Source organism: Dactylosporangium sp. CS-047395 (assembly GCF_050942185.1).
Taxonomy (GTDB): Bacteria; Actinomycetota; Actinomycetes; order Mycobacteriales; family Micromonosporaceae; genus Dactylosporangium.
The window spans coordinates 8,145,177-8,170,531 of record NZ_CP192015.1 but is presented as its reverse complement, the minus strand read 5'-3'; the positions used below and the strand labels follow the sequence as shown (position 1 = coordinate 8,170,531).

General features: G+C 73.1%; 21 protein-coding genes. 12 read left to right on the top strand and 9 right to left on the bottom strand.

The window, feature by feature from the left end:
• Positions 1-17 precede the first annotated feature (17 nt).
• The 8 genes from ACQP00_RS38420 (at position 18) to ACQP00_RS38385 (ending at position 9,388) form a co-directional block, all read left to right on the top strand.
• Positions 18-1,490, top strand: a complete 1,473-nt coding sequence (locus tag ACQP00_RS38420) for an aromatic amino acid ammonia-lyase (protein WP_433205793.1) — start codon at positions 18-20, stop codon at positions 1,488-1,490.
• 5 nt (positions 1,491-1,495) lie between these two features.
• Positions 1,496-3,040 (top strand): NAD(P)-binding domain-containing protein, encoded by a 1,545-nt coding sequence (locus ACQP00_RS38415; protein ID WP_433205790.1) that lies wholly within the window; start codon positions 1,496-1,498, stop codon positions 3,038-3,040.
• Complete coding sequence (locus ACQP00_RS38410) at positions 3,030-4,055, top strand: alpha-hydroxy acid oxidase (RefSeq protein ID WP_433205787.1); 1,026 nt, start codon at positions 3,030-3,032, stop codon at positions 4,053-4,055. The genes ACQP00_RS38415 and ACQP00_RS38410 overlap by 11 nt, the downstream gene beginning before the upstream one ends.
• Entirely contained in the window at positions 4,052-5,371 is a 1,320-nt protein-coding gene (locus ACQP00_RS38405) for a cytochrome P450 (protein WP_433205784.1), read from the top strand. Before ACQP00_RS38410 ends, ACQP00_RS38405 begins: the two co-directional genes overlap by 4 nt.
• Positions 5,368-6,648: a cation:proton antiporter gene (locus tag ACQP00_RS38400; RefSeq protein WP_433205781.1), complete on the top strand. Its 1,281-nt coding sequence runs from the start codon at positions 5,368-5,370 to the stop codon at positions 6,646-6,648. The genes ACQP00_RS38405 and ACQP00_RS38400 overlap by 4 nt, the downstream gene beginning before the upstream one ends.
• A 27-nt stretch (positions 6,649-6,675) precedes the next feature.
• Complete coding sequence (locus ACQP00_RS38395; protein ID WP_433205778.1) at positions 6,676-7,338, top strand: response regulator transcription factor; 663 nt, start codon at positions 6,676-6,678, stop codon at positions 7,336-7,338.
• The gene (locus ACQP00_RS38390) at positions 7,335-8,615 is read left to right on the top strand and encodes a sensor histidine kinase (RefSeq protein ID WP_433205775.1); all 1,281 of its coding nucleotides are present in this window, start codon (positions 7,335-7,337) and stop codon (positions 8,613-8,615) included. The genes ACQP00_RS38395 and ACQP00_RS38390 overlap by 4 nt, the downstream gene beginning before the upstream one ends.
• Before the next feature lie 89 nt (positions 8,616-8,704).
• Positions 8,705-9,388 (top strand): GOLPH3/VPS74 family protein, encoded by a 684-nt coding sequence (locus ACQP00_RS38385; protein WP_433205772.1) that lies wholly within the window; start codon positions 8,705-8,707, stop codon positions 9,386-9,388.
• A gap of 27 nt (positions 9,389-9,415) precedes the next feature.
• Here ACQP00_RS38385 and ACQP00_RS38380 read toward each other — a convergent pair whose 3' ends face one another.
• The 5 genes from ACQP00_RS38380 to ACQP00_RS38360 are packed head-to-tail and all read right to left on the bottom strand — an operon-like array spanning position 9,416 to position 12,068.
• Positions 9,416-9,946, bottom strand: a complete 531-nt coding sequence (locus tag ACQP00_RS38380; RefSeq protein WP_433205769.1) for a phage tail protein — start codon at positions 9,944-9,946, stop codon at positions 9,416-9,418.
• A 10-nt stretch (positions 9,947-9,956) separates the two neighbouring features.
• Positions 9,957-10,451 carry a phage tail protein gene (locus ACQP00_RS38375; protein ID WP_433205766.1) on the bottom strand — a complete coding sequence of 165 codons (495 nt, stop codon included), beginning with the start codon at positions 10,449-10,451 and terminating at the stop codon, positions 9,957-9,959.
• An 8-nt stretch (positions 10,452-10,459) separates the two neighbouring features.
• A complete protein-coding gene (locus ACQP00_RS38370) occupies positions 10,460-10,978 on the bottom strand; it encodes a phage tail protein (protein WP_433205763.1) in 519 nt (172 codons plus the stop codon).
• A complete protein-coding gene (locus ACQP00_RS38365) occupies positions 10,975-11,721 on the bottom strand; it encodes an N-acetyltransferase family protein (RefSeq protein ID WP_433205760.1) in 747 nt (248 codons plus the stop codon). The genes ACQP00_RS38370 and ACQP00_RS38365 overlap by 4 nt, the downstream gene beginning before the upstream one ends.
• A complete protein-coding gene (locus ACQP00_RS38360) occupies positions 11,718-12,068 on the bottom strand; it encodes a DUF6916 family protein (RefSeq protein WP_433205757.1) in 351 nt (116 codons plus the stop codon). The genes ACQP00_RS38365 and ACQP00_RS38360 overlap by 4 nt, the downstream gene beginning before the upstream one ends.
• Before the next feature lie 77 nt (positions 12,069-12,145).
• On the opposite strand from ACQP00_RS38360, the gene ACQP00_RS38355 reads away from it, so the two are divergent.
• Both ACQP00_RS38355 and ACQP00_RS38350 read left to right on the top strand, forming a co-directional pair.
• On the top strand, positions 12,146-16,231 hold the full coding sequence (locus ACQP00_RS38355; RefSeq protein ID WP_433205754.1) for a fibronectin type III domain-containing protein: 4,086 nt from the start codon (positions 12,146-12,148) through the stop codon (positions 16,229-16,231).
• A gap of 279 nt (positions 16,232-16,510) precedes the next feature.
• A complete protein-coding gene (locus ACQP00_RS38350) occupies positions 16,511-18,070 on the top strand; it encodes a pectate lyase family protein (protein WP_433205751.1) in 1,560 nt (519 codons plus the stop codon).
• On the opposite strand, the gene ACQP00_RS38345 is transcribed toward ACQP00_RS38350, so the two are convergent.
• Positions 18,061-18,921: an ion transporter gene (locus ACQP00_RS38345; protein WP_433205748.1), complete on the bottom strand. Its 861-nt coding sequence runs from the start codon at positions 18,919-18,921 to the stop codon at positions 18,061-18,063. The two genes, ACQP00_RS38350 and ACQP00_RS38345, sit on opposite strands and share 10 nt — an antisense overlap.
• Before the next feature lie 70 nt (positions 18,922-18,991).
• Positions 18,992-20,701: a S8 family serine peptidase gene (locus ACQP00_RS38340; protein ID WP_433205745.1), complete on the bottom strand. Its 1,710-nt coding sequence runs from the start codon at positions 20,699-20,701 to the stop codon at positions 18,992-18,994.
• A 131-nt stretch (positions 20,702-20,832) separates the two neighbouring features.
• Here ACQP00_RS38340 and ACQP00_RS38335 point away from each other — a divergent pair, with 131 nt between their 5' ends.
• Complete coding sequence (locus ACQP00_RS38335; protein WP_433205742.1) at positions 20,833-21,924, top strand: DUF3616 domain-containing protein; 1,092 nt, start codon at positions 20,833-20,835, stop codon at positions 21,922-21,924.
• Between the two features lie 18 nt (positions 21,925-21,942).
• Here the strand turns inward: ACQP00_RS38335 and ACQP00_RS38330 are convergent, their stop codons facing one another.
• Positions 21,943-22,569: a hypothetical protein gene (locus ACQP00_RS38330; protein WP_433205739.1), complete on the bottom strand. Its 627-nt coding sequence runs from the start codon at positions 22,567-22,569 to the stop codon at positions 21,943-21,945.
• Between ACQP00_RS38330 and ACQP00_RS38325 the strand changes: the two genes are divergently transcribed.
• Positions 22,510-22,854: a hypothetical protein gene (locus ACQP00_RS38325; RefSeq protein ID WP_433205736.1), complete on the top strand. Its 345-nt coding sequence runs from the start codon at positions 22,510-22,512 to the stop codon at positions 22,852-22,854. The two genes, ACQP00_RS38330 and ACQP00_RS38325, sit on opposite strands and share 60 nt — an antisense overlap.
• A 2-nt stretch (positions 22,855-22,856) precedes the next feature.
• Here ACQP00_RS38325 and ACQP00_RS38320 read toward each other — a convergent pair whose 3' ends face one another.
• Positions 22,857-25,115, bottom strand: coding sequence for a transglycosylase domain-containing protein (locus ACQP00_RS38320; protein ID WP_433205733.1), 2,259 nt, complete (start codon positions 25,113-25,115; stop codon positions 22,857-22,859).
• Positions 25,116-25,355 lie beyond the last annotated feature (240 nt).

Here is a 25,355-nt window from a genome sequence, read left to right as displayed (position 1 = left end):
CTCTAGCGTCGCCTCCCATGACGCCAGCAGTTGACCTCGCGGCGCCGCTGCGGATCGCGGACCTGATCGCCGCCCGCGACCCGATCCGGGTCACGGCCGGGGCGGCGGTGCGGGACCGGGTCGGGGCGGCGCGCAGCTTCCTGTCCAAGGTGCTCGGCGACGACCGCGCGGTGTACGGCAGCACCACCGGCTTCGGCGCGCTCGTAGGCTACGCGGGCCGCGCCGACCTGCGCGACCAGGCCGACAACACGCTCGCCCACCTCGGCGCCGGGCACGGCCCCGACATCGACCCGCACGTCGCCCGGGCCACCATGCTCGTGCGGGTCTGGTCCCTGGCCCGCGGCGCGTCCGGGGTCTCGCCGCACGTCATCGACGCCCTCACCGCCATGCTCGGCACCACGTTCACGCCGGTGATGCCCCGCTACGGCTCGGTCGGGGCCAGCGGCGACCTGATCCCGCTGGGCGCCGCCGCCCAGGCCCTGCGCGGCCGCGGCACCGCGTGCTTCGACGGCACCAGGATGCCCGCCGCCGAGGCGCTGCGGGCGGCCGGGCTGGAGCCGCTGCCGCTCGACGGCCGCGACGCCCTCGCGCTCGTCAACGGCACCTCGCTCACCACCGCCGCCTCCGCCCTCGCCCTCGCCGCGGCCCGCGCCGCCCACCGGGCCGTGCAGCGGCTCACCTGCCTGCTCGCCGACCTGCTCGGCAGCGACCCGCAGTTCCTCGATCCGCGCCTGCTGCGGTTGTACGGCCACCCGGGCGCCATCGCCGTCGGCGCGACCATGCGCGGGTTCGCCGCCGGCCTGACCCCGTCCGGACAGCGCCCGCTGCAGGAGCCGTACAGCATCCGCTGCGCCCCGCAGCTGCTGGGCGCGGCCGAGGACGCGCTGCGCTACGCCGACGGTGTCGTCGCGGCCGACCTCGGCGGGGTCAGCGACAACCCGCTGTTCTTCCCGGACGACGACGCGGTCGTGCACGGCGGCAACTTCTTCGGCCAGCCCGCCGCGTTCGCCGCCGACGTGCTGTCGATGGTCGTCGCCCAGGTCGGCAACCTCGCCGAGCGCCAGCTCGACCTGCTCGTCGACCCGGCCCGCAATACCGGCCTGCCGCCGATGCTGGCCGCCGGGCCCGGGCAGCAGCACGGTCTGCAGGGTGTGCAGCTCGCCTCGACCGCGCTCATCGCCGAGATCCGCCGCGACGCGCTGCCGGCCAGCATGCAGAGCCTGCCGACGAACCTGCACAACCAGGACGTCATCCCGCTGGGCAACCAGGCCGCGCTGCGGGCCCTGGACCAGGCGCGGCTGCTGCGCGTCATCGTCGGCTCGCTCGCGCTGGGGCTGCGGCAGGCGGCGCACGTCGGCGCCCGCGCCCCGACCGCCCCGGCCAACGCGGAGCTGCTCGCGGCGCTCGTGGCCGCGATACCCCCGATCGACCCGGACCGGCCGTTGGAGGACGACGTGCGGCGCGCCGCGGACGTCGTCGAGGAAGGGTGACCGCTGTGCTCGACTACCTGATCATCGGGGCCGGACCGGCCGGGCTGCAGCTCGCCGCGCTGCTGCAGGCCGAGGGCCGCCGCGACTACCTGGTGCTGGAGGGCACCGACCGGCCGGGCGCGTTCTTCGCCCGCTTCCCCCGGCACCGGCAGCTGATCTCCATCAACAAGCCGCACACCGGCACCGACGACCCCGAGCTGAACCTGCGGGTGGACTGGAACTCGCTGCTGAGCGACGACCCGTCCCTGCTGTTCACCCGCTACACCGAGCGGTACTTCCCGCCGGCCGACGTGATGCTGGAGTACTTGGCGGACGTCGTCACGCAATTGCGGCTGAACGTCACCTATGACGCGCGCGTCACGCGGGTCGCCCGGGACGGCGACGGGTTCACAGTGGACAGTTCGGCGGGGCGCTTCGCCGCCCGCCACCTCATCGTCGCGACGGGGGTCTCGAAGCCGTACGAGCCGGACATCGAGGGGTACGAGCTCGCCGAGCACTACGTCGACATGTCCGTGGAGCCGCGGGACTTCCTCGACCAACGGGTGCTCATCATCGGCAAGGGCAACTCCGCGTTCGAGACGGCCGACGCGCTCATGGAGACCACGGCGGTCATCCACGTCGCCGGGCCCAGTTCGGTGCACATGGCCTGGCGGACCCACTACGTCGGGCATCTGCGGGCGGTGAACAACAACTTCCTGGACACGTACCAGCTGAAGTCCTCCAACGCCATCCTCGACGGGCACGTGCGCCGCATCGAGCGCGACGGCACTGGATTCCGGGTCGCGTTCGCCTTCTCCCGCGCCGACGAGGTGGTGAAGGAGCTGTATTACGACCGCGTGCTGGCCTGCACCGGCTTCCGGTTCGACGCGTCCATCTTCGACGCTTCGGCCCGGCCGGACCTCGTCATCAAGGACCGGTTCCCGGCGCAGACGTCGGCGTTCGAGTCGGCGAACGTGCCCGGGCTCTACTTCGCCGGCACCATCACGCAGCCGCGCGACTTCAAGAAGTCCACCAACGGCTTCATCCACGGTTTCCGGTACGGCGTGCGCGCCCTGCACCGCATCCTGGAGTCCCGCCACCACGAGACACCGTGGCCGGCCGTGACGCTGAAGGCGACCCCGGAGGCGATCGCCGACGCCATCGTCGCCCGCGTCAACCGCAGTTCGGCGCTGTGGCAGCAGTTCGGCTTCCTCGGCGACGTCGTCATCGTCGACGGCGAGCAGGTGTCCTATGTGGAGGAGGTGCCCGTCGACTACCTGCGCGACGGCGGGCTGGGGGAGCTGCCGCTGGCGTTCGTGACCACGCTGGAGTACGGGCCGGACCACGACAAGGTGGACCCGTTCGACATCAGCGTCAGCCGGATCGCGCAGGACACCGTCGGGCAGGCGCACGACGCCGCCTACCTGCACCCCGTCGTCCGGGTGCACCGCGGCGGGGCGGTGGCGGCCGTGCACCACCTGGCCGAGAACCTGGAGAACCGGTGGGACCGGCCCGACGTCCACGTGCGGCCCCTGGCGGAGTTCGTCGGCCGGCAGCTCGATGTTCGCTGAGCTGCGCGCCCGGGCCCGGGCCGGGCTCGAACCCGCACACTGGGACTTCTACGCGGGCGGGGCCGGCGCCGAGCGGACCGTGCACGGCAACGAGGAGGCGTTCGAGCGCATCCGGCTCGTCCCGCGGGTGCTGCGCGCGACCGGCCCCCGCGACCTGCGCACCACGCTGCTCGGCACCGACCTGGCCGCGCCGATCCTCGTCGCCCCGACCGCGTTCCACCGCCTCGCCCACCCCGACGGCGAGCTGGCGACCGCCCGGGGCGCCGCGGCGGCCGGGAGCGTCCTCGTCGTCAGCATGGCGGCCACGACGCCGGTCGAGGCGATCGCGGCCGAGGCGGGGCCGTGGTGGTTTCAGCTGTACGTGCAACCCGATCGCGCATTCACCACCGCCCTCGTGCGCCGGGTCGAGGCGGCGGGGTGCCGGGCGCTCGTGGTGAGCGCCGACTCGCCGGTGTTCGGCCGGCGCGAGCGCGACCACCGGCACGGGTTCCACGACCTGCCGGCCGGCCTCGTGTGCGAGAACATGCGCGACGCGACCGGGGCGGTGCGGGCCATCGCGATGGACGACGGCCTCGGCTGGGACGGCATCGACTGGCTGCGCGGGATCACCACGCTGCCGATCGTGCTCAAGGGCGTCCTGCACCCGGCCGACGCCGAGCTGGCCGTCGAGCACGGCGTCGCCGGGGTGCTGGTCTCCAACCACGGCGGCCGCCAGCTCGACGGGGCGATCGCGAGCATCGACGCGCTGCCGGCGGTCGCGAAGGCCGTCGGCGGGCGGCTGCCGATCCTCGTCGACGGCGGGGTCCGGTGCGGCGCCGACATCGTGGCCGCGCTCGCACTCGGGGCCGACGCCGTGCTCGTCGGGCGGCCGGTGCTGTGGGGGCTCGCGGTCGACGGGGCGCGTGGAGTACAAGATGCGCTCTCGCTTCTGCGGGAGGATCTCGATCGGGCCCTCGCGCTCGTCGGTGCCCGCCGCCCGGCCGACGTCACGCCCGACCTGGTGGCGCCGCGATGACGTGGGTCCTCCTCGCGGCCGTGTTCTGTCTGGTGTGGACGGTGCCGCGGTGGCTGCCGGCGGTGGTCGTGCGGCTGCGCGAGTGGATCTTCCGATGGGTCAACGGCGAGGAGGGCATCGCGGTGCCCGGGCCGCTGGTCGGGGCCGAGCACTTCGAGCGCGTCTACGCCGATCCGGCGGCGGACGGGCGCAGCCGCGGGGCCGGGCTCTCCGACCTGTTCTGGTACTGGCTCGCACCCGGGCCGCAGATGCACCAGGAGCATCTGGAGCCGGGGGAGCGGTACCGCCAGGTCGCCCGCACCACCCGCCAGGTCCTCGCCGTGCCGCACGGGCGCTCCGACGAGCTGGCGACCGCGGCCACCCGGCGCCGGCTCGACGCGCTGCCGGCCGGCCGCACCGTCCACGTTCGACTCCGCGACCTCATGATGCCGATCTGGGCCGAGGTGTACTACGAGCTCGTGTTCGCCGAGCCGTGCCCGCCCGACGCGCGCGACCTCATCGTGGCCAACGCCGACGACGTCGTGACGGCCCTCAAGGGCACCTCCCTGCGCCACATGTCCCGCCGCGACCGTCTCACCCGGTATCTGCTCGGCCGCATCTCGTCGTCCTCCTGTCCCGTGCTGCTGCCCGGCTTCTCGTCGTTGGAGACGGCGTGGTACCTGCAGGGCGCGTTCTTCAACACCGCCGTCGTGCAGATGTCCGAGGCGATGGCGCACGTGTTGCTGAGCGTCGCGTCCTGGCCGGTGCCGCCGGGCGACGATGCCGCCCTGGACCGGGCCATCGACGAGACGCTGCGCGTGCATCCGCTGTTCGGCATCGCGCACCGGATCACCTCGGCCCCGATCGTCGTCGACGAGCGGGTCACCCTGCCGGCCGGCTCCGTGCTGCTGTTCAACTACCTCGCCTACCAGCGCACCGGCCCGGCCGCCGACGACGCGTTCGACCCCGACCGCTGGCTCACCCTGGCGCGGCGCGACGCCCACTTCATCCCCTACGGCGTGGTCGCCAACCGCGCCTGCCCGGCCCGCGGCGCCGCCCCCGTGATGCTGCGGGCCTGCACCCGTGAGGTCCTGCGCCGGTACGGGATCGCCTCCGCCGCCGCCCACACCCGCTCGCTGCCCAGCCGCGGCCCCGCCTATCTCACCCCGCTCGGCGCGCCCGCCCCGAGCCGGCTCCGGCTGGCCGGGCAGGCGTTCCGGGACCGCTGGGCCGGGGCCGGGCGGGCGCTGACCCAGCTCGTCTGCGGCACGTACATGGTCATCGACGCCCGGCGGCAGCGGCTGTGCGCCGGCTACTTCGAGGAGGTCAACCGGTGAAGCCGACCGAGCTCGCGCCCGCCTTCTTCATCGCCGTCGGGGTCATCCTGATCTTCTGCAAGGGGGTGTCCTGGCTGCTCGGCAAGGCCGGCCAGCCCGCTGTGGTCAGCGAGATGCTGGCCGGCGTGCTGCTCGGCCCGTCGCTGCTGGGCCTGCTGCTGCCCGGCGTCGAGCGCTGGCTGTTCCCGGCCCCGCTGCTGCCGGTGCTCTACGTCGTCGGGCAGATCGGGCTGGTGCTGTTCATGTTCCAGGCCGGGTACGCCTTCGCCGGGCACCGCACCACCAAGCTCGCCGGCACGGCCGGGGCCGTCTCCGTCGCCGGGGTGACCGCGCCGCTCGCGCTGGGGGTGCTGCTGGTGTACCTCACCGACGGCCTCGCCCCGGTGCGCAAGGACGGCACGCCGCTCGCCGTCACGGCCGCGTTCGTCGGCGTGGCCCTGGCCATCACCGCGTTCCCGATGCTGGCCCGGATCATCACCGAGCGGGGCATCGAGGGCACCCGGCACGGCTCGCTCTCGCTGGCCAGCGGCGCCCTCGACGACCTGGCCGCCTGGATCATGCTCGCCGTCGTGCTGGCGTTCGCCTCCGGCAAGCCCGGCCCGGCCATCGTCACCGCCGGCGGCGCGGTCGTCTTCGCCGTGGTGCTGTGGTTCGGCGGGCGCCCGGCCGCGAACCTGCTGCTGTCCAGCGAGCGCGTCGGCGACCGGGGCCGGCTGCTGGGGACGGTCGCGCTGCTGTTCCTGGTCGCGTGGTACACCGACAAGATCGGGCTGTACGCGGTCTTCGGCGCGTTCGCGGCCGGCGTGATCATGCCGCGCAGCGAGCGTACCGACAGGGTCGTCGACACCCTCACCCCGGTCGCCGCCATCGTGTTCCTGCCGCTGTTCTTCACCTTCTCCGGCCTGCGCACCGAGTTCGGGCTGCTGAGCGACCCGGCCGTGCTGCTGTTCGCGATCGCCTGCGTGGTCCTGGCCATCGCCGGGAAGTTCGGCGCCTGCTGGGCCGCGGCCCGGCTGCGCGGCGAGTCCAACGGGGTGGCGCTGCGGGTCGGTGCGCTCATGAACGCCCGCGGCCTCATGCAGCTCATCGCGCTCAACGTCGGCCTGGAGGCCGGGATCGTCGGCCCTGCACTTTTCACGGTGCTCGTGCTCGTCGCGCTCGTCACCACGATCATGACGACACCCGTGCTGAGCTGGCTCGACCGCCGGGCACCGCTTTCCGCAAGCCTTCCGGAAGTTTCAGATAGAGACATCCATCACTCTCCTGCGGTGCCCTAGCGGTGCCATTGTCATGGAGTGCGTGCCGTGGAAGCCCCGCGGCTCCTGGTCGTCGAGGACGACCAGGAGCTCAGTGCGATGGTGACCGAGACGCTGGTCGACGAGGGCTACGTCGTCGACCGGGCGCACGACGGCCAGCGGGGGCTGCACTTAGGGCTGACGCGGCGGTACGACGTGATGGTCATCGACCGCCTCCTGCCCGCCCTCGACGGCCTCGACCTGGTGGCCCGGCTGCGCTCGCGGTCGATCCCGGCCCGCGCCCTCATGCTCACCGCCCTGGGCACCGTCGGCGACCGCATCGCCGGCCTCGACGCCGGGGCCGACGACTACCTCGTCAAGCCGTTCGACCTCGACGAGCTCACCGCCCGCATTCGCGCCCTCGTCAGGCGGGTGCCCGCCCGGTCGGAGTCGCTGCGCCTGGGCGGCGGCCGACTCGACCTGGTCGCCCGCGACGCCGTGCTGCCCGACGGCACCCGGGTCGCCCTGTCGGCGCGCGAGTTCGAGCTGCTGCGGGTCCTCGCGGGCCGCCCGAGCACCGTGCACTCCCGCGCCGAGCTGCGCCGGCGGGTCTTCGACGAGGCGGCGGCGGCGTCGATCGTGGACACCTACGTGTACTACCTGCGCCGCAAGCTCGGCCGCCCGGTCGTGCGGACCGTGCACGGGCTCGGGTACCGGCTGGGCGGGCTGTGAACGTCTCGGAGGCGGACCTCGTCCGGCGGGCCCGGCTGCGGCTCGGCCTCGGCGTCGGGCTGGCCATCACGGCGCTGCTGGCCCTGGCCGGCGGCATCTCGTACGCGGTGCTGGTCCGCGGCCAGGAGGCGACCATCCAGCGCGAGCTGGCCTGGGGCGCGGCCAACGGCACGGTGCCCGGCCCGCCGGCGTGCAGCTGGGTCTTCTGGTACGAGCGCGGCGCCTTCCTCGGCGCCAACACCCCACCCCCGCCGGGCCTGCCGGTGCGCGCGGACGCGGAACTGGTCGCCGCCACCGGCCGCCCGCACGACTCCCGCCTGACCCGCGACGGCACCAGGTACTACGTGCACACCGAGCGCCAGGGCGACCGCGTCGTGCAGGTCGTCTTCGACGCCCGCTTCCAGCTCGCCGACCGCCGGCACCTGCTGTTCGCCTTCACCCTGGCCGCGCTGGTCGGCCTGCTCGCCGCCGTGGTGACCGGCGTGCTGGTCGGCCGGCACGCGGTCGCCCCGCTGGTCGAGGCCCTGGCCCGGCAGCGCCGCTTCGTCGCCGACGCCAGCCACGAGCTGCGCACCCCGATCGCCCAGGTGCACACCCGGGCCCAGCTGCTCGCCCGCCGGGTGGCCGCCCGCCCGCCGGACACCCGCGACCTGGTCCGGCTGGTCGCCTCGACCCGCCGCCTCGGCGAGATCGTGGACGAGCTCCTGCTGTCGGCCCGCCTGTCCGCCGCCCCCGACGGCCTGCCCGCCGTCGGCCCGGTGGACCTCACCGCCCTGGCCACCGACGCCGTGGCCGCCGAGTCCGACCTGGCCGCCGAACAGGGCCAGACCATCACCCTGGCGACGCCGGGCGGCCCGCTGCTCGTCGCCGGCATCGAGTCGGCCCTGCGGCGGGTCTTCAGCGAGCTGCTGGCCAACGCGCTGGCCCACCTGCCGGCGGGCGGGCGGATCGCGGTGACGGTGCGGCGTACGGACGCGGCAGAGGTCGTCGTCCAGGACACCGGCGCGGGCTTCGACCAGGCCGACGCCGAGCGCATCTTCGACCGCTTCCACCGCGGCGCCGACGCGGGGGAGCGCCGCCACGGCCTGGGCCTGGCCCTGATCCGCGAGGTCGTCACCAGCCACGGCGGCTCGATCACGGCTTCGGGCGCGCCCGGCCACGGCGCCACGTTCACCGTCCGCCTGCCGGCCCTGGGCGTGGCCCCGCGCCACCCCTGGCGCCGCCACCCCTGGCGCCGACACCACCGGACTGAGACGCCGGTCCTCTGGCGGGCTTAGCGCGATTTATCCGATTTATCGGACATCGTGCGTGTGGATGGCCGGTTCGGGGGACTTGACCCCTGGCGAGCAGGCGCTACCGTCCGGTCATGGGTTCAGTTGCGTTGGCCGAGGAATTACTCCTGCTCGCCTACGATAACGAGTCAGGTCGCGCGACCGGCTCGACGATCGGCCTAGACCTGGGCATGGCCGCCGCCGTGCTGGTCGACCTGGCACTGGCGGGCCGCATCGCCTACGTCGGCGGCACCCTGGCGGCCACCAACTCCACCCCGACCGGCGAACCGATCGCCGACGCCGTGCTGGCCCGCCTGGCCGCCGACTCCCCGCACACCCCGGCCTCCTGGCTCCAACGCCTCCGCCACGGCCTGCGCGACCGGGTCCTGTCCGACCTGTGCGCCCGCAACATCATCTGCGACGTCGACGAAACGATGGCCGACGGCTTCAACCACCTCCACCGCTACCCCACCATCGACCCTTCCGTCGAGGCCGACGTCCGCGAGCGGCTGAGCCGCGCGCTGATCGGCGACGACCAGCCCGACGAACGCACAGCCGCCCTGGCCACGCTGATCGGCGCGGTGCGGATGGAGCCGACCCTGGGCCTCTCGGGCCCGGACGCGGCGGCGGCGCATGCCCAGCTGGAGAAGATCTCCGACCACGCCGGCTTCACGGGGACGGTGAGCATGGAGGAGTCCTCGATCCGGCCTTCGGTCGCGCTGGTCGTGGCCGTGCTGGTCAAGGCGATCCAGACCGCTCTGGGCACCGCCCGCGCCTGACCGGCTCGCGGCAACGCCGCGGGTGACTCAGGGGCGCGGCGGGAAGGTGCCGGTGATGGCGATGATGAACGTCAGCGTCAGGTACGGCGGCCAGTTGTCGTGCCCCTGCCCGCTCCCCGCGGTCGTGATGGCCCCCGCCGCCATCGCCGTGCCGTCCGGGGCCGTGGCGTAGTTGCGGTCCACCACCCGGCCGAGGCCGCTCTCGGCCCAGGTCGCGCCGGCCGGGCTGTTGTGGTCGCCGAGCACCTCCGCGCCGTAGGCGGTGTGCGTGTGGGCCGGCATCTCGGCGACCGTGAGGGCGACCGTCGCCTCGCCGCCGGTCTGGCCGATCTCGAAGTCGCTCAGGCCCGGGCCCTGCCCGATGCAGACGGGGGTCGCGCCGCGCAGGTCCGGCAGGCCGAACGTGCTCACCCCGTTGCCGCCGTACAGCGTGCCCAGGATCGAGAACAGCATGGTGTTCTGGGCGATCGGCAGGAGCTGGCCGTTGCACAGTGCCCAGCCGGCCGGGGCGAAGTTGCCCGCGAACATGCGGATCTCGCCGACAAAGGCAGTGGTCATCGGGGCAACCTCACGCGGGGGAAGGGAACAGGCCGGTCAGCGCGATCCCGAACGTCACGACGACGTACGGCGCCACGTTGTCGTGCGGCTGGCCGCCGCCGGTGACGACGGAGACGCACGCGGCGGCCATGGTGGTGTCGGCGGCCGGGGCGTAGGCGCCGGCCAGCGAGGCCCACACGTTGCCGGTGGGGGCGTGCGCGTCGCCCGTGGCGGCGGCCCGCGGGACGTGCGTGTGCACCGGCAGGTGGGCCAGGGTCAGCGAGGCCGTCACGGCGCCGCCCTTCTGGCCGAGCACATTGGACGGTCCGGTGTGGACCGGGTGGCGACCGCGCAGGTCCGGCAGGGCGAACGTGGTGATGCCGTCGCCGCCGTAGTAGGTGCCGAGAATCGAGAACAGCGCCTGGTTCTGGTTGATCGGCAGGAGCTGGCCGTTGCACATCGCCCAGCCCTTCGGCACGTAGTTCGTGGCGAACATGCGGATCTCGCCCATGAACGGTTGCGTCATGCGCGCTCCTAGTCGGGGAGGGGGAACTGGCCGAAGAGCGCGATGATGAACCGCAGGGCCACGTACGGCGGGCGGTTCTCGTGCGGCTGCCCGCCCCCGGTCGCCGGCAGCGCCGCCGCGTGCATCGGCACCCGGGTCGCCGGGGCCGACGCGTAGGGCGTGTCCGGCACCGTGGCCCACACGGCCCCGGCCGGGCTGCCCGCGCTGCCCGCGACGATCGACGCGGCCGGCTGGTGGCCGTGCGTGGGCAGGTTCGCGAGGGTCAGCGACACCGTCTCCACGCCGCCGCTCTCGATGGAGTTGTGGTAGCCCAGCCCGGGGCCGGTGCCCCAGTGCATCGGCGCCCGCCCGCGGAAGTCCGGCAGTGCGAACGTGCTCTCCCCGTCGCCGCCGTACGTGGTACCGATGAGGTTGAACAGCACTTCGTTCTCGTCGATCGGCAGGATCGCGCCGTCGCAGTCGGCCCAGCCGGTGGGCGTGTAGGTGCCGGTGAACAGCCGGATCTCGCCGACGTAGTTGTCGCTCACGGCGCCACCGCGCGGGCGAAGGTGGCGGTCAGCGTGACATCGTCGCCGGTGCGCGCGGACGGCACCACGAACAGGTCCAGCGCGCCGAGGGCCGGGTGCTCGAAGCGGTGCGTGCCCTGGGCGAAGGCCGCGTCGGCCGGCACCCGCAGCGCCACGCTGAACTGCTCGAACGGTCCGAGCCGCAGCGCCGGGGAGCACTCGGCGGGCAGGGCCGGCACGCCCGCGAGCACGCCGGGGACCCCGACGGCCGCGGCCCACTCGGCGTGCCCGGGCGGCCGCCAGCGCATGGCGATGCGTTCTTCAGAAGCCCCGGATGTGGTACTGCGAAAGCCCAGTCGATCGTAGAGGCGCACGGCGCGATGGCCCGGCCGCACCTGCAACGCGACCGGCACGTCCAGCGCGGCCGCCTCCGCCTGCAGCCCCCGCAGCAGCGCCGTGCCGATCCCGGTGCCGCGGGCGGTCGGCAGCAGCGCGATGTCCAGCACGGTGACGGCGGCGGCGCCGCGGTCGACGTACAGCCGGCCGACCGGTTCGCCGGCCGCGGCCACGATCCCGTCCACGGCCCGGGGCCAGGCCGAGCGGAAGTGCCGGCGCTGGGCCTCGTACTGCATCGCCAGGAACGCCCGCGCCTGCTCGTCCGGCCAGCCGAAGCCGGCGACCTCCTCGGCGCGGCTCGAGGCGTACACGGCCCGCAGGAAGGCGTCGTCGCCCGCCACGGCGGGACGCACGGTCAGCGCGCTCATGCCGCGCCCCGGTTCACGACGGCCTCCAGGCGCCCGGCCGTCGCGCCGATCGGGGCGACGAACAGGTCCACCGGCGCGAGGTCGCGGTGGCGCACCCGGTAGGTGCCCTCCGGCACGGCCGCGCCCGTGGTGAAGCGCAGCGCGAACGAGCGCTCGCTGCCCGGCACGTCCTCGAGCGTCACCGCGTGCCGCGTGCCGGAGCCGTCGAGCGCCTCCAGCTCCAGCGGCTGCCCGGCCAGCGGCACGAACCTGGCCCGGCTCAGCGGCGGCAGGCTGGCCCGGGCCACGAGCGCGATCCCGGCGACGGCACCCACCCCGGCCACGAGCGTCTCTCGGCGCGACACCATCGGCGCTCCCTCAGTTTCGGTTACCCAGCGTGCGCAGATTAGCACTCAAAGTGCGCGAATCGGCTAGATTCGGGACCATGAGGACCAGGGTGGAGCGGCTCGGCCGCGCGTCGGTGGCCGTCGTACTCGCCGCCGTGGCCGGGCTCGCCTTCGCCCGCCCGGCGTACGCCGACACGCACGCGGTGACCACCACGCTCGACGGCGACGACCTCGGCGCCTGCGCGAGCGCGGCCGTCACGACCGGCGCCGGCCCCGACGGGCAACTGTCGCTGCGCGAGGCGCTGTGCCGGGCCCGCAACGCCGGGACGGGCACGGTCACGGTGCCGGCCGGGACGTACACGCTGAGCCTCGGTGCCCTCATCGTCGACGGCGGCGCCGGTGCGGTGAGCCTGACCGTCACCGGGGACGGTGCCGGATCGACCATTGTGGACGGCGGCGGGACCGACCGGGTCTTCAGCCTCGACCCGAGCGAGGCGGGCGACGTCCACGTGACGATGTCCGGGCTGACCGTGCGCAACGGCCGCCCCTCCGACGGCAAGGGCGGCGGCGGCATCCTCGCCGGGGCGCCCCGGGCGGCCACCCCGGACTCGCTGAGCCTGTCGGACTGCCGGGTCAGCGGCAACACCAACGACGCCTCGGCGAGCCGCACGAATGCGCCCGGCGGCGGGGTGGCGATGGCCGGCGGCAGCCTTTCGGTGCAGGACTGCACGTTCACCGGCAACGCGGCCGGCAGCAGCGCGGGCGGCGGCGTGTACTTCTCCGCCCAGCACGCCACCGAGAACCTCACCATCGCCCGCAGCGTGTTCCGGGCCAACACGATGACGAACGTCAGCCCGACCGGGCCGGGGGCCGCCCCCAACGGCGGGGCCGCGCTCGCCCTGCGCGCCGACGTCGCCGGCGGCTCGATGGACGTCGTCGACACCACGTTCGACGCGAACACCGCGACCGGCTCCGGCACCGGCGCCGACGCCCGCGGCGGGGCGGTCTATCTCCAGTCCGGCGCCCCACAGTTCAGCCGCGACACGTTCACGGGCAACACCGCATCCGGTACCGGCGGTGCGCTGGGCCTCGGCGGCGCGCTCTACACGGCGGTGAGTGCGAGCCTGACGTACAGCCGGATCGTGGGAAACTCGCCCGGCATCCACCTCGCCGGGGGCACGCTCGCCGCCACCCGCGACTGGTGGGGCTGCAACGCCGGCCCGGGTGGCGGCGCGGGCTGCGACGCGGCGGTCGGCGCGGGCGGCACCCTGAACGCCACGCCCCGGCTGCAGCTCGGCGTCGCGCTGGTCCCGGCGGCGATCCTCGGCGGCGAGACGTCGACGGCCACGGCGAGCTTCCGCACCGACTCGGCCGGGGCGAGCGTCTCGCCCGGCCAGCTCGGCGCGCTCGTCGGGCGCCCGGTGACCTGGTCGGCGACCGGCGGCACGCTGTCGAACCAGCAGACGAGCATCCAGCCGGTCGCGACCGCCACGGCCACGTTCACCGGCACCACGGCCGGGGCGGGCTCGGTCCAGGCCACCGTGGACGGTCAGGCGCAGTCCGGCGCGGTCACGGTCAGCATGCCGCCGGCCGCGCCCACGATCGGCACGGCCACGGTCAACGGGCCGAACTCGGTCGCGGTGACGTGGACCGCCCCGCCCGGCACGATCGATTCCTATCGGGTGTACGGCACGGGCTCGCCCGTCACCTGCCCGTCCTCGCCGTGCACGGTGAGCGGCCTGACGCCGGGCCAGTCGTACACGTTCACGGTCACCGCGGTCGCCGGCGGGCTGGAGGGCGCGCCGTCCAGCGCCGCGGCCCCGGTCACCGCCGTCGACGTGCCGGCCGCCCCGGGCACCCCGGCGGCGACGGTGGCGGGCGACCGCGCGCTGCAGCTGACCTGGACGGCACCGGCCCCGCCGGTCACCGGGTACCAGGTCGAGTCCTCGGTGGACGGTGATACGTGGACGGTCGTGTCCACCGGGCCGTGCGCCGCGCCGACCGGCCTGTCGTGCACGGTGGGCGGGCTGACCGGGGGCGGCTCGTACCGGTTCCGGGTCACCGCCCGCAACGGCGCCGGGCCCGGGACGGCCTCGGGTCCGTCGACGGCGGTGGTGGCCCTGGCCGCGCCGGACGCGCCGACCGGCGCCGCGGCCACGGTGAACGGGCCGGGATCCGTCGCGGTGACGTGGACCGCCCCGCCCGGCAGTGTCGACTCCTATCGCGTCCACGTCGCCGGCGGGTCCACCGTGGACTGTCCCGCCGCGCCGTGCACGGTCACCGGCCTGACCCCCGGCACCGGCTACACCTTCACGGTCTCGGCCCTGCGCGGCGGCCTGGAGGGCGCCCAGTCGACGGCGTCGGCCGCGGTGACCGCACTCGACCCGCCGGCCGCCCCGGCCCAGCCGGGCGCGGTGGTGGGCGGCGACCGGGCGCTCAACCTGTCGTGGGCGGCGTCGGCGGGCGCGACGGGCTACCGGGTCGAGCTCGCGGCCGGCGACGGCGGCTTCGCCGCGGTGTCCACCGGGGACTGTACGGCGCCGTCGGGCCTGTCGTGCACGCTGAGCGGGCTGACCGCCGGCGTCGCCTACCGCTTCCGGGTCACGGCGCGCAACCAGGCGGGTGACGGGGTCGCGTCCGCGCCCTCGCCGGTGGTGGTCGCGGTCGCCAGCCCGGGCGCGCCCGGCACGCCGGTCGCGACGGTCGACGGCGACCGGGCGCTGCACGTGACGTGGACCGCGCCGAGCGGACCGGTCACCGGCTACCGCGTCGAGTCCTCGGTGGACAGTGGACCGTGGACGGTGGTGCCCAGCGGGGACTGCGCGGGTCTGGCGTGCACGGTGAGCGGGCTGACCGCGGGCGGCTCGTACCGGTTCCGGGTCACGGCGCTCAACCCGGCCGGCGACGGTACCGCCTCCGCGCCCTCGGTCGCGGTGGTCGCCGTGGCCGCGCCCGCCGCGCCGGTCGTCGGGGCGGTCGCCGTCACCGGGCCGGGGACCGTGTCGGTCGCCTGGACCGCCCCGCCGGGCACCGTCGACTCGTACCGCGTGTACGTCTCCGGTGGCTCCACGGTGGACTGTGCCGCCTCGCCGTGCACGGTTGCCGGGCTGACCGCCGGCATGCAGTACACCTTCAGGGTCTCGGCCCTTCGCAACGGCGTCGAGGGGACGCAATCCGGGGCGTCGGAGCCGGTGCTCGCGCTGGCGGCGGCGGACCCGCCGGCGAGCCCGGTCGTGACGGCGGCCGACCGGAGCGCGGTGGTGACGTGGGCGGCGCCGGCGTCGGCCGCGGGGATCACCGGCTACACGGCGACGCTGCAGCCGGGCGGGGCGACCTGCTCGTCGTCCGGCACCACGTGCACGATCGCGGGCCTGACCAACGGCACCGCCTACACGGTGACCGTCGTCGCGCACTCGCCGGCCGGCGACTCAGCGGCGAGCGCCTCGGCGACGGTGACGCCGGGCGTGGCCCCGGGCGCCCCCGCGAGCGTGACCGCGGTGGCGGGCGTCGCGTCGATCACCGTGTCGTGGACGGCGGGCGCGCCGGGGTCGGGCATCGCCGGGTACGTGGCGACCGCCTCGCCCGGTCCGGCCACGTGCGAGACGTCCAGCGCCGCGGACACGGGTTGCGTGCTGGGGGCGGAGGGCGGCAAGGAGTACACCGTCACCGTCGTCGCGAAGGGCGTGCACGGCGGCGACTCCCCGGCGAGCACCCCCTCGACGAGTGTGGCGCCGACGACACCGGCCCCGCCCGCGACCGTGCCGGACACCAACCTGAGCCTCGTCACCGACCAGGGCCCGATCAGCACCATCGAGGTCGGCAAGCGGATCGTGATCACCGGCACCGGGTTCGCGCCGTACTCCACGGTCACCGTCACGATCTACTCCGCCCCGACGGTCCTGGCCACGGTCACCGCGGACGCGAGCGGCTCCTTCTCGGTCCCGGTGACGGTACCGACGGAACTGCCGGCCGGGTCGCACTCGTTCGTGGCCCTGGGCACCGACCCGAACGGCGCGCAGCATGCGCTGAAGCTCGCCCTGACCGTGGCCCCAGCTGCCGCCGTGACCAGCCCGTCCGCGCCTCCGGGCACCCTACCGGTCACCGGGCTGGCGTTGCTGCACCTGCTGCTGACCGGCCTCGCGCTGCTGCTGGTCGGCGCAGCGATCCGCGTCTATTCCAGCTAGGACCCGGTGCGGTTTTGAGGGGGTGTGGGTGGAGCGGAGCTCCCCCACTGCTTTTCAGGACATCGAGTGGTATTCAACAGCGCCAGTCAGACCATCCGCGCAACCTTTGCAACTAGTTGCATGAAAATTTCAGGCGGGAAATGCCCGCAAAACCGGACACTGCTTGCCCGCCTATAGACACCGTCCTATGCTCCGGCGCTAGGAAAGCGCTTTCCTAGCGTACCGCCGCCAACGGCTCGCTGGGCACCCCACGGCGCTGCAGACGAAGGTGAGGCGAGGATGAGGCGAGCAGTCGCATGGCGACTCCTGCCGGTGCTGTCCGCGATGGCGGTCGGCGTCGGGGTCGTCGTGGTGCAGGCGATGCCCGAGGCGTCGGCCGCGACCGGCGGCGTGACCGGCTACGCCACGCAGAACGGCGGCACCACGGGCGGCGCGGGCGGGCAGGTCGTGAAGGCCACCACCGGTACCGCCATCCATCAGGCCCTGTGCGGCCGGGCCAGCAACAGCACCCCGATCGTCATCCAGGTCGAGGGCACCATCAACCACGGCAACACCAGCAAGGTCTCCGGCAGCTGCAACACCGCCGCGGACGTGATCGAGCTCAAGGACATCAGCAACGTCACGATCATCGGTGTCGGCGGCGGCGCGATCTTCGACCAGCTGGGCATCCACATCCGCAACTCGCGGAACATCATCATCCAGAACGTCACCGTGCGGAACGTGAAGAAGTCCGGCTCGCCCACCTCCAACGGCGGCGACGCGATCGGCATGGAGAGCTCGGTCAGCAACGTCTGGATCGACCACAACACGCTGTACGCGTCGGGCGGCGAGGACCAGGGCTACGACTCGCTCGTCGACATGAAGGCCGGCACGAACTACGTGACCGTCTCGTACAACACGCTGCGCAACTCCGGCCGCGGCGGGCTGATCGGCTCCAGCGACAGTGACACGGGCAACGGGCCGGTGACATTCCACCACAACCTGTACCAGAACATCGACTCCCGCACGCCGCTGCTGCGCGCCGCCACCGCGCACATCTACAACAACTACTACCTGGGCCTGACCAAGTCGGGCATCAACCCGCGCGACGGCGGCAAGGCCAAGGTCGACAACAACTACTTCAAGAACTCCGCCGACGTGCTCGGCACGTTCTACACCGACCTGATGGGCTCCTGGCAGGTCAGCGGCAACATCTTCGACAACGTCACCTGGAGCTCGCCCGGCACCGAGAACCACCCGGCCGGCCCCAACCCGACGTCGAACACGAGCATCAGCATCCCGTACTCCTACGCCCTCGACCCCGCGTCCTGCGTCCCCGACGTGGTGTCCCGCACGGCCGGCGCGGGCACGGGCCTGCAGGTCTCCAACGGCAGCTGCACCCCGACCAGCCCGACCGGCGGCACCACGGCCACCCCGACGGCCACCCCGACGTCGCCCCGCCCCACCACGCCCCAGCCCACCACCCCGTCCCCGACGAGTGGCGGCACCAACCTGAGCATCGGTGCCGGCGCGGACGGCTCCAGCAAGGCCAGCGGCACCAGCTACGGCAACGTCGTCGATGGCAACACCGGCACGTACTGGTCCCCCAGCGGCACCACCGGCCAGATCTCGGTCAAGTGGAGCTCGGCCACGTCGATCTCCCGCGTCACGATCCGCGAGACGTCGGCCGGCACCATCCGCAACTGGAGGCTGCTGAACGCCGACACCGGAGCCGTCCTGGCCTCCGGCACCGGCATCGGCACCGTCACGTTCACGCGGACCTCCCTCAAGAAGGTCACGCTCGACATCACCAGCGCCACGGCCACCCCGCGGGTCGCCGAGTTCGAGACCTACGCCTGACCGACCCGGGCCGGCCGGGGTCCCGGGACCTCGGCCGGTTCGGCGCGGCGGGCGTCGGCGTACTCCCGCTCCAGATCCTCCAGCGCCGCCCGCAACACCGCGAGCCGCTGCTCCATCCCGTCGCGGACCGGCTGCTTCTCCGCCTGGTGCGCCTCCTGCAGCGCGTTGAGCACGACGCCGACGAGCAGGTTGGTGAGCAGGTACGAGGCGGCGATCATGTACGACAGGTAGTACAGGACGCCCCACTCGGTGACCTCCCGCCCGGCCCGCAGCGTGTCGGTGATCCCGTCGAGGGACAGCAGCAGGAACAGGCTCAGCATGGCCTGCCCGACGGTCCCGTACTGCTCCGGATAGGCGTCCCCGAACAGCATCCAGCCGACCATCGCGTACCCGTAGAGCACGAGCAGCGTGATGAGCAGGAAGCTGCCGAGCCCCGGCAGGCTCCGCTTGATCCCGATCAGAATGATCCGCAGACTCGGGAACAGCCGGAACGCCCGCACGATCCGAGCCAGCCGCAGCAGCCGCAGCAGCGTCACGTTCTCCCGCACCCCCGGCACCAGCGGCGCGAGAATGATCGCGAGATCGAACAGGTTCCACCGGTCGCGGGTGAAGCCCTTGACGTTCGCCCCGAAGCGGATCAGCAGTTCGAGCGAGAAACAGGCCAGGAAGCCGTACTCCACGACATGGAACACGCTCCCGGCCCGGTCGACGACCCCGTGGTACGTCTCCAGCCCCAGCGTGGCCGCATTGAGCACAATGACGGCGAACGAGGCGGCGTTGAACCACGGTGCGGCCACGAGCGCCCGGCACACGGCCGCCACCCGCGCACCCGAACTCGGCGTGCTCTCCACGGGGCGCGAGCCTACACAAGGCGAAGCCGGGACCACCCCGAAGGGCGGCCCCGGCTCCAGAAGGTCGTGCTTAGTGGTGCTCCCACCACGTGTGCGCGGTCACCGCGGCGTAAGCATCGACGATGCCGTGGCCGTAGAAGCCGTTGAACTGCCGGTTGCCCTCGCAGTACGCGTCGAACTCGGGGTCGCGCCCCACGTCGACGTACGAGACCAGCCGCGGCGTCGGGCACGCGTGCTCCGCCGCCGTGGTCGTCAGGATGTACTCGACCTTCCAGGGCTCCAGGCCGAAGCCGTTGCGCCCTTCACGCTGGCCGTGCGCGCTCACGATCAGCGCGGCCACGCCCGAGGCGTGCGGGGAGGCCATCGAGGTGCCCTGCAGGTAGGTGTAGTACCCGCACTGGCCGACCGCGTTGCACTGCTTGAAGACCGAGTCGGCGAACTCCGGCAGGACGTTGCCCGCCTCGTCGACCGAGCCCTCTTCCTGGAGCACCTTCTTCGGGTACGTGGACAGGATCTCGTTGCCCACGGTCCGATAGGTGTCGGTGCCCAGGCCGTCCCGGAAGTAGCCGCCGGGGGCCGAGACGGTCGCCCGCTCCACCCCGTAGTCGGAGTAGTCGGACTTGTTCAGCGACGGGCCGAGCGCGGTCACGCTGATGACGAAGGGGCCCTCCGTCGGCAGGTCCCAGCACGTGCTGTTGTCGACCGGCCGCTCGTAGGCGACGTCGGCCGGGTAGTCCGGGCTGGAGATGTCCGGGCGCGGCTTGCCCTTGTCATCGTGGTTGTTGCCCAGCGCGCTGACGAGCGTCACGCCCTTGTTGTGGGCGTAGGTCAGGGCGCGGAACATCGCCTTGATGGTGGTGCGCTGCTCCGCCTGCGCGGCCGGGGAGTCGGCCGGGTTGGCGACGCAGTTGAACAGCCACGGGTCGACGTAGAACGACATGTTGACCACGTCGATGCCGTTGTTGGCCGCGTGGACGAGCGCGTTGACGGTGGGCTCCAGGAAGAAGTACCCGGAGTCCTGGCCGCCCTTGAGCTCGACCAGCGACACGTTCGGAGCGACGCCGGAGACGCCCAGGCCGTTGGCCGCCGCGCCGATCGTGCCGGCGACGTGCGTGCCGTGGCCGCCGTCGTCGGTGCCGACCGGGTCGAGGCAGCTCGCGACCTCGCACGGGCCGTCGATGTCCGGCATGTCCTTGGCGAAGTTCTTCGACAGCGCCCAGTTGAAGTTCGGGGCGATGTCGGGGTTCGACGCGTCCACGCCGGTGTCGAGAATGCCGACGGTCACGCGCTTGTCGCCGGCGTTGACCTTCCGGGCCTTGTCGGACCGGACGGTCTGCAGGCCCCACAGCTTGTCGTCCAGCGGGTCCATGCCGGCCGTGGCCGGCTTGCCCCCGCCGCCGTGCTTGCGGGCCTCCTTGGCGGCCTGCTGGGCCTCCCGCTCGACGTCGCCGGCCTGCTCCTTCTTCGGAGCCTTGCCGATCGCCGTCTTGTGCGTCGCCCCGACGAGACCGCTCTGCGCCGAGGCCTTCTCGACGAAGCCGGCCTGCGGCGCGACGACCGTGTACATGCCCACGGCCTCGTTGCTGCCGGTCACCTTGCCGCCGGCCCGGGAAATGGCGGCGGCGGCGTCGGCGGCCGAGACGTTGTCGTTGGCGACGACCGTGTACTCGGTCGTCGCCGTGCTCTCGGCGTTCGCCGGTGTGCCCACCAGGCTCGCCGCCGTCAACGTCAGCGTCGCGGTCAGCACCGCGGCGCGGGTGATGCTACTCGTGCGTCCCACGTAACCTCCCTGGTCGGGGAATGTGGATATGCGACCAGAGGCGTCACCCGACGCGAAACCCTTTCCGGCCGGGAACCGAAAGGCGAGGGTGTTCCCGTACGTGATCATCCCTATGTCGCCGGGCTGTCACGATGAGTGGCGTGACCGTTGAACGAACCGTGCGGCTGTACCTCGGCGAGCACTCCCGCGCCGCCACCACCCACACCAATCTCTCGGCCGTGCGCGCCGACGGGCCGGTGCTGTGGGTGGCCGGCGACGAGACCGCGACGATCGAGCGGCTCGTGGCCGACGACCGGGACCCCACCACGGCCGAGCCGCGGGAGTACACCGAGGAGACGAGCTTCCGGCTGGCCGACCTCGTGCCGCTGCCCGGCGCCGACGCCGACGAGGAGGCGGACATCGAGGGGCTGGCCCGCTCCGGCCCGTTCCTGTGGGCGATCGGCTCGCACAGCCTGCGCCGCAAGCAGATCAAAGCCCACCACACCGGCCCGAAACCGCTCAAACGGCTCGCCCGGGTCGAGGGCCAGGACAACCGGCAGGTGCTGATCCGGCTGCCGATCGCCGACATCGACGGCATTCCTTCGCCGGTACCGTCCATGCTCACCGAAACCGGCCCGCACCACGCGGCGATCCTCAGCGGCCCCGACAACCTGCGCGCCGAACTGGCCGACGACCCGCATCTCGCCCCGTTCCTGGCCATCCCCGGCAAGGACAACGGCCTGGACATCGAGGGCATCGCGGTACACGGCGAGCGGGTCTACCTCGGCCTGCGGGGCCCGGTGCTGCGCGGCTGGGCGATCGTGCTGGAGCTGCGGCCCTACACGAACCCGGACGAGCCGCAGCGCCTGCGCCTGCGCCCGTTCGAGGACGGCCGCCGGTACCGCAAACACGTCCTCGCCCTCGGCGGCCTCGGCATCCGCGACATGTGCCCCGACGGCGACGACCTGCTGCTGCTCGCCGGCCCGTCGATGGACCTGGACGGCCCGGTGCGCGTGTACCGCTGGCACCACGCCGCCCGCGCCGCCGCCCCGCAGGTGGTGCGGGGCGACCAGCTGCACCGCGAGCTCGACCTGCCCTACGGCGAGGGCGACGACCACGCCGAGGGCATCGCCCTGGTCGGCCCGCCCGAGCACCGCCGGCTCCTGGTGGTCTACGACAGCCCCGCCCCGCCCCGCCTCCCGGACGACGGCGCCGTCCTGGCCGACCTGGTCAAGCTGCCCTGACCCGGTCGCCCCCACCGATCAGGTGCGGGACGCACGAGTCGAGGGCGTCGAGGGCTTGCCGTCCTGGCGACCTGGTCGAGCTGCCCTGAGCCGGTCGGCCTCGTCGATCAGGTGCGGGATGGTCGCGGCGAGGGCGTCGGCCTCGGCCCGCCGGGCGAGGGCGTCGAGGGCGTGCACCTGCGTTTCGCGGTCGTCGGTGGCCCGGGCCTCGGCCAGCACGGCCTCGAGTTCGGGCACCGAGTCGGCGAGCAGGCAGCGGGTCAGCAGGGCCCCGTCGCCGCCGCCGGCGGTGCGGTACCACGCCGCGTTGTGACGCAGCAGGTCCCGCGCGTCGGCGACGAGGCCGGACGTGCGCAGGATGCGGGCCAGGTGCAGCCGGGCGGTGGCCGTGATGCGCAGGTCGCCGCTGGTGTTGGCGGCCGCGATGGCCCGGTGCAGCAGCCGGCCGTCATGGGCTGGTTCCTCGTCCTGGTGGTCGGTGCGGTCCTGCTCGCCCCGATCGGCGTCGTGCTCGGGCGGCGGGCCGGCGGCCGGCTCGGGGCGTGGATCGCGGGCCTCGGCATCGCGGCCGCGGCGGTGCAGGCCGTGGGCCTGTCCCGCTGGGTCCTGTTCGTACCGTCGATCAGCGCCGCCAACGACACGCACCGCTTCGAGCAGCTGCACTTCTGGCTGGGCGAGGTGCTGGGGGAGACCGTCGGCTACGCGCTGACCGCCGCGTTCACCGTGCTCGTGGTGCGGGCGGTGGCGTCGTGGCGGTGGCTCGCGTACGTCGGCTACGCGGCCGCCGCCCTGATCGCCACCGGCGTGCTCATCCCGCTCGGCCTGGCCTTCGCCAGCCTGACCAACTTCGCCGGGTACGTCCTGTGGCGCGTCTGGCTGATCGCCCTGGCCGCGGCGCTGTGGCGGGTGCCGCGGCCAGTGCGGGCGTGACGTCAGCGGCGCCGGGTCGGGACCGTGGTGACGTTCCCGGGTCCGGGGCCGCCGCCCGGGCCCTGACCCGGCCCGGGCGGGAACCCGGGCTCCTGGCTCGGCTGCGGCGAGACGCCGGTGCCGACGTCCTTGTTCCCGGCCAGCGGCGCCTTCGGGAACTTGGCCTTCGGCATGTTCACCTTGGCCAGGGCGTCGTTGAGGAAGTCCCGCCAGATCGGGCCGGGCAGCTTGCCGCCGATGATGTTGGCGCCGTTCTTGTCCTTGATCGGCTGTTCCTTGTCCTTGTTGCCGACCCAGACCGCGGCGGCCAGGCCGGGCGCCTTCTTGCCCGGGTCGTAGGGCACGTACCCGCCCATCCAGGCGTGCGCGTTGGACGTGGTGTTGCCCAGCTGCCAGGTGCCGGTCTTGCCGGCGAGCTGGTAGCCCTTGGACGACTTGAGCCCGTAGTGCTCGGGCACGCCCTGCAGCACCTTGGCCATGTCGTCGGCCATCTGCTCGGTGAAGCCCGGGATCCGCTGCGGCTTGATGACCTCGCCGTAGGTCTTCTTCCCGCCCTGCCAGATCTCCTTGAGGAAGTGTGTCTTGACCGAGGTGCCGCGGGCGGCGAAGGTGGCCAGGCCGCCGGCGTGGTCGAGGACCGTGATCGGGTACTGGCCGAAGCCGACCTCCTCCTGGAAGAACTTGGGCGCCACGTCCTCGCCCTTGAGCTTCGTGAGATCCTTGCGCTGCGGCCCGTCCTTGCCCTGCTCGGTCGCCCACATGTCCCGGATGCCGGCCGCGCGCGCCGTGTTGATCACCTTGGCCGGCCCGAGCTGCAGCGCGATCGCGTAGAACGGCACGTTGAGCGACTGGACGGTGATCTCCTCCAGCGTGCACCACTTGCCCGAGCCGGACTTGCACTGCGGCTCGACGCCCTCCGTCGCGTTCTTGACCTGGTTCTTCTTGGCAGCGGTACGGCCGGGGAAGTCCTGCGGCACACCGTTCCACATCGAGTCGATGGAGTAGCCGGCCATGAGCGCGGTCGCGAGGGTGTACACCTTGAACGTGGAGCCCGGTGGGTGCCCGCCGCCGCAGCTCTCGCCACCCTTGCCGAGCACCGGGTCGATGTAGTAGCTCGCGTAGTCGCAGCCGTTGCCGGAGTCGCCGCCGTAGTACGCCTTGACCCCGCCGTTGCCCGGCTCCACGGCCACCAGCGCGGCCTGCAGGTTGCCCGGCTGGTTGTTCATGTTCGAGTCCTTGTTGCGGCTGGCCTCGCGCACCGCGATCGGCTGCATGTCCTTGTCGATCGTGGAGACGATCTTCAGCCCGCCGTTGGTGACCTTGGAGAAGTTCTTCTTGCCGTCGTTGTCGACGTCCTCGTAGATCAGCCGGCCGGTGCCCGGGTCGGTGAGCGTCGCGACCTCGCCGAGCACGTGGTGCACGATCAGGCCCTCGGGCTTGCCGAGGTCCTGCGCGGCGGCGGCGTTCTCCCGCGCCTTGGCCGGGGTGATGACGTTGTCCGGGAACTTCATCCGCTCGGCCGCCTCGGCCTCCGGCACGAACTTCAGGCTGATCATCTGGTCGCGCACGTAGTTGAACCGCTTCTCCGCCGACACCTTGTCGATGTTGGGGTCGTACGGGCTGCCCTTCCCGCCGCCCTCGGGGTCCTTGACCAGGCAGGCCAGCAGCATCGCCTCGTTGGTCTTGAGATCCTTGGCGGGCTTGGCGAAGTACGCCTGCGACGCCGCCTCGATGCCGTAGGCGCCGCGGCCGAAGTAGACGACGTTGAGGTACATCGCCATGATCTCGTCCTTGGAGTACTGCTGGTTGAGCTTGAGCGCGATGACCGCCTCGCGCACCTTGCGCGCGTAGGTCACGCCCTCCAGGTCGGCCCAGCGCCGCGCGTACTGCTGGCTGATCGTGGACGCGCCCTGCCGGTCACCGCCGCTGACGTTGTTCCACGCGGCCCGCACGACGCCCTTGTAGTCCACGCCGTCGTTCGTGTAGAAGCTGTTGTCCTCGGCCGCGACGACCGCGTGCTGCATGTCCTTGGGGATCTGGTCGAACGGCAGCACCGTACGGTTCTCACCGATGCGGGCCATCGGGGTCACGCCGTCGCTGTAGTAGATCGTGGTCGACTGGTCGAGCGTGATGTCGTCCGGCAGCGCGACCTGGTCGAAGTAGTACGTGCCGGCCACCATGCCGATCCCGGCGATCATGATGAACGCCGCGATCGAGGCGATGATGACGTTTCTTCGCCGCTTCCGCTTGGCTCTTGCCACCGGATGCCGACCACCGCCGGCCGGGCCCGTGACCGGCGCGCCACCGCCCGGCACCGACGCACTACCGTGCGGCACCGACGCGCTGCCGACCGGCACCGACGCGCTACCGACGGCCACGGACGCACTACCGACCGCCCGTGCGCTGGGAACCTGCGCTCTTCCGGAGATGCCCACGCGGCCGAGGCTACGGGTTCATCCGTTTCGATGCGACCCCTTCGCCCGGATCGGCGCCTACCTACA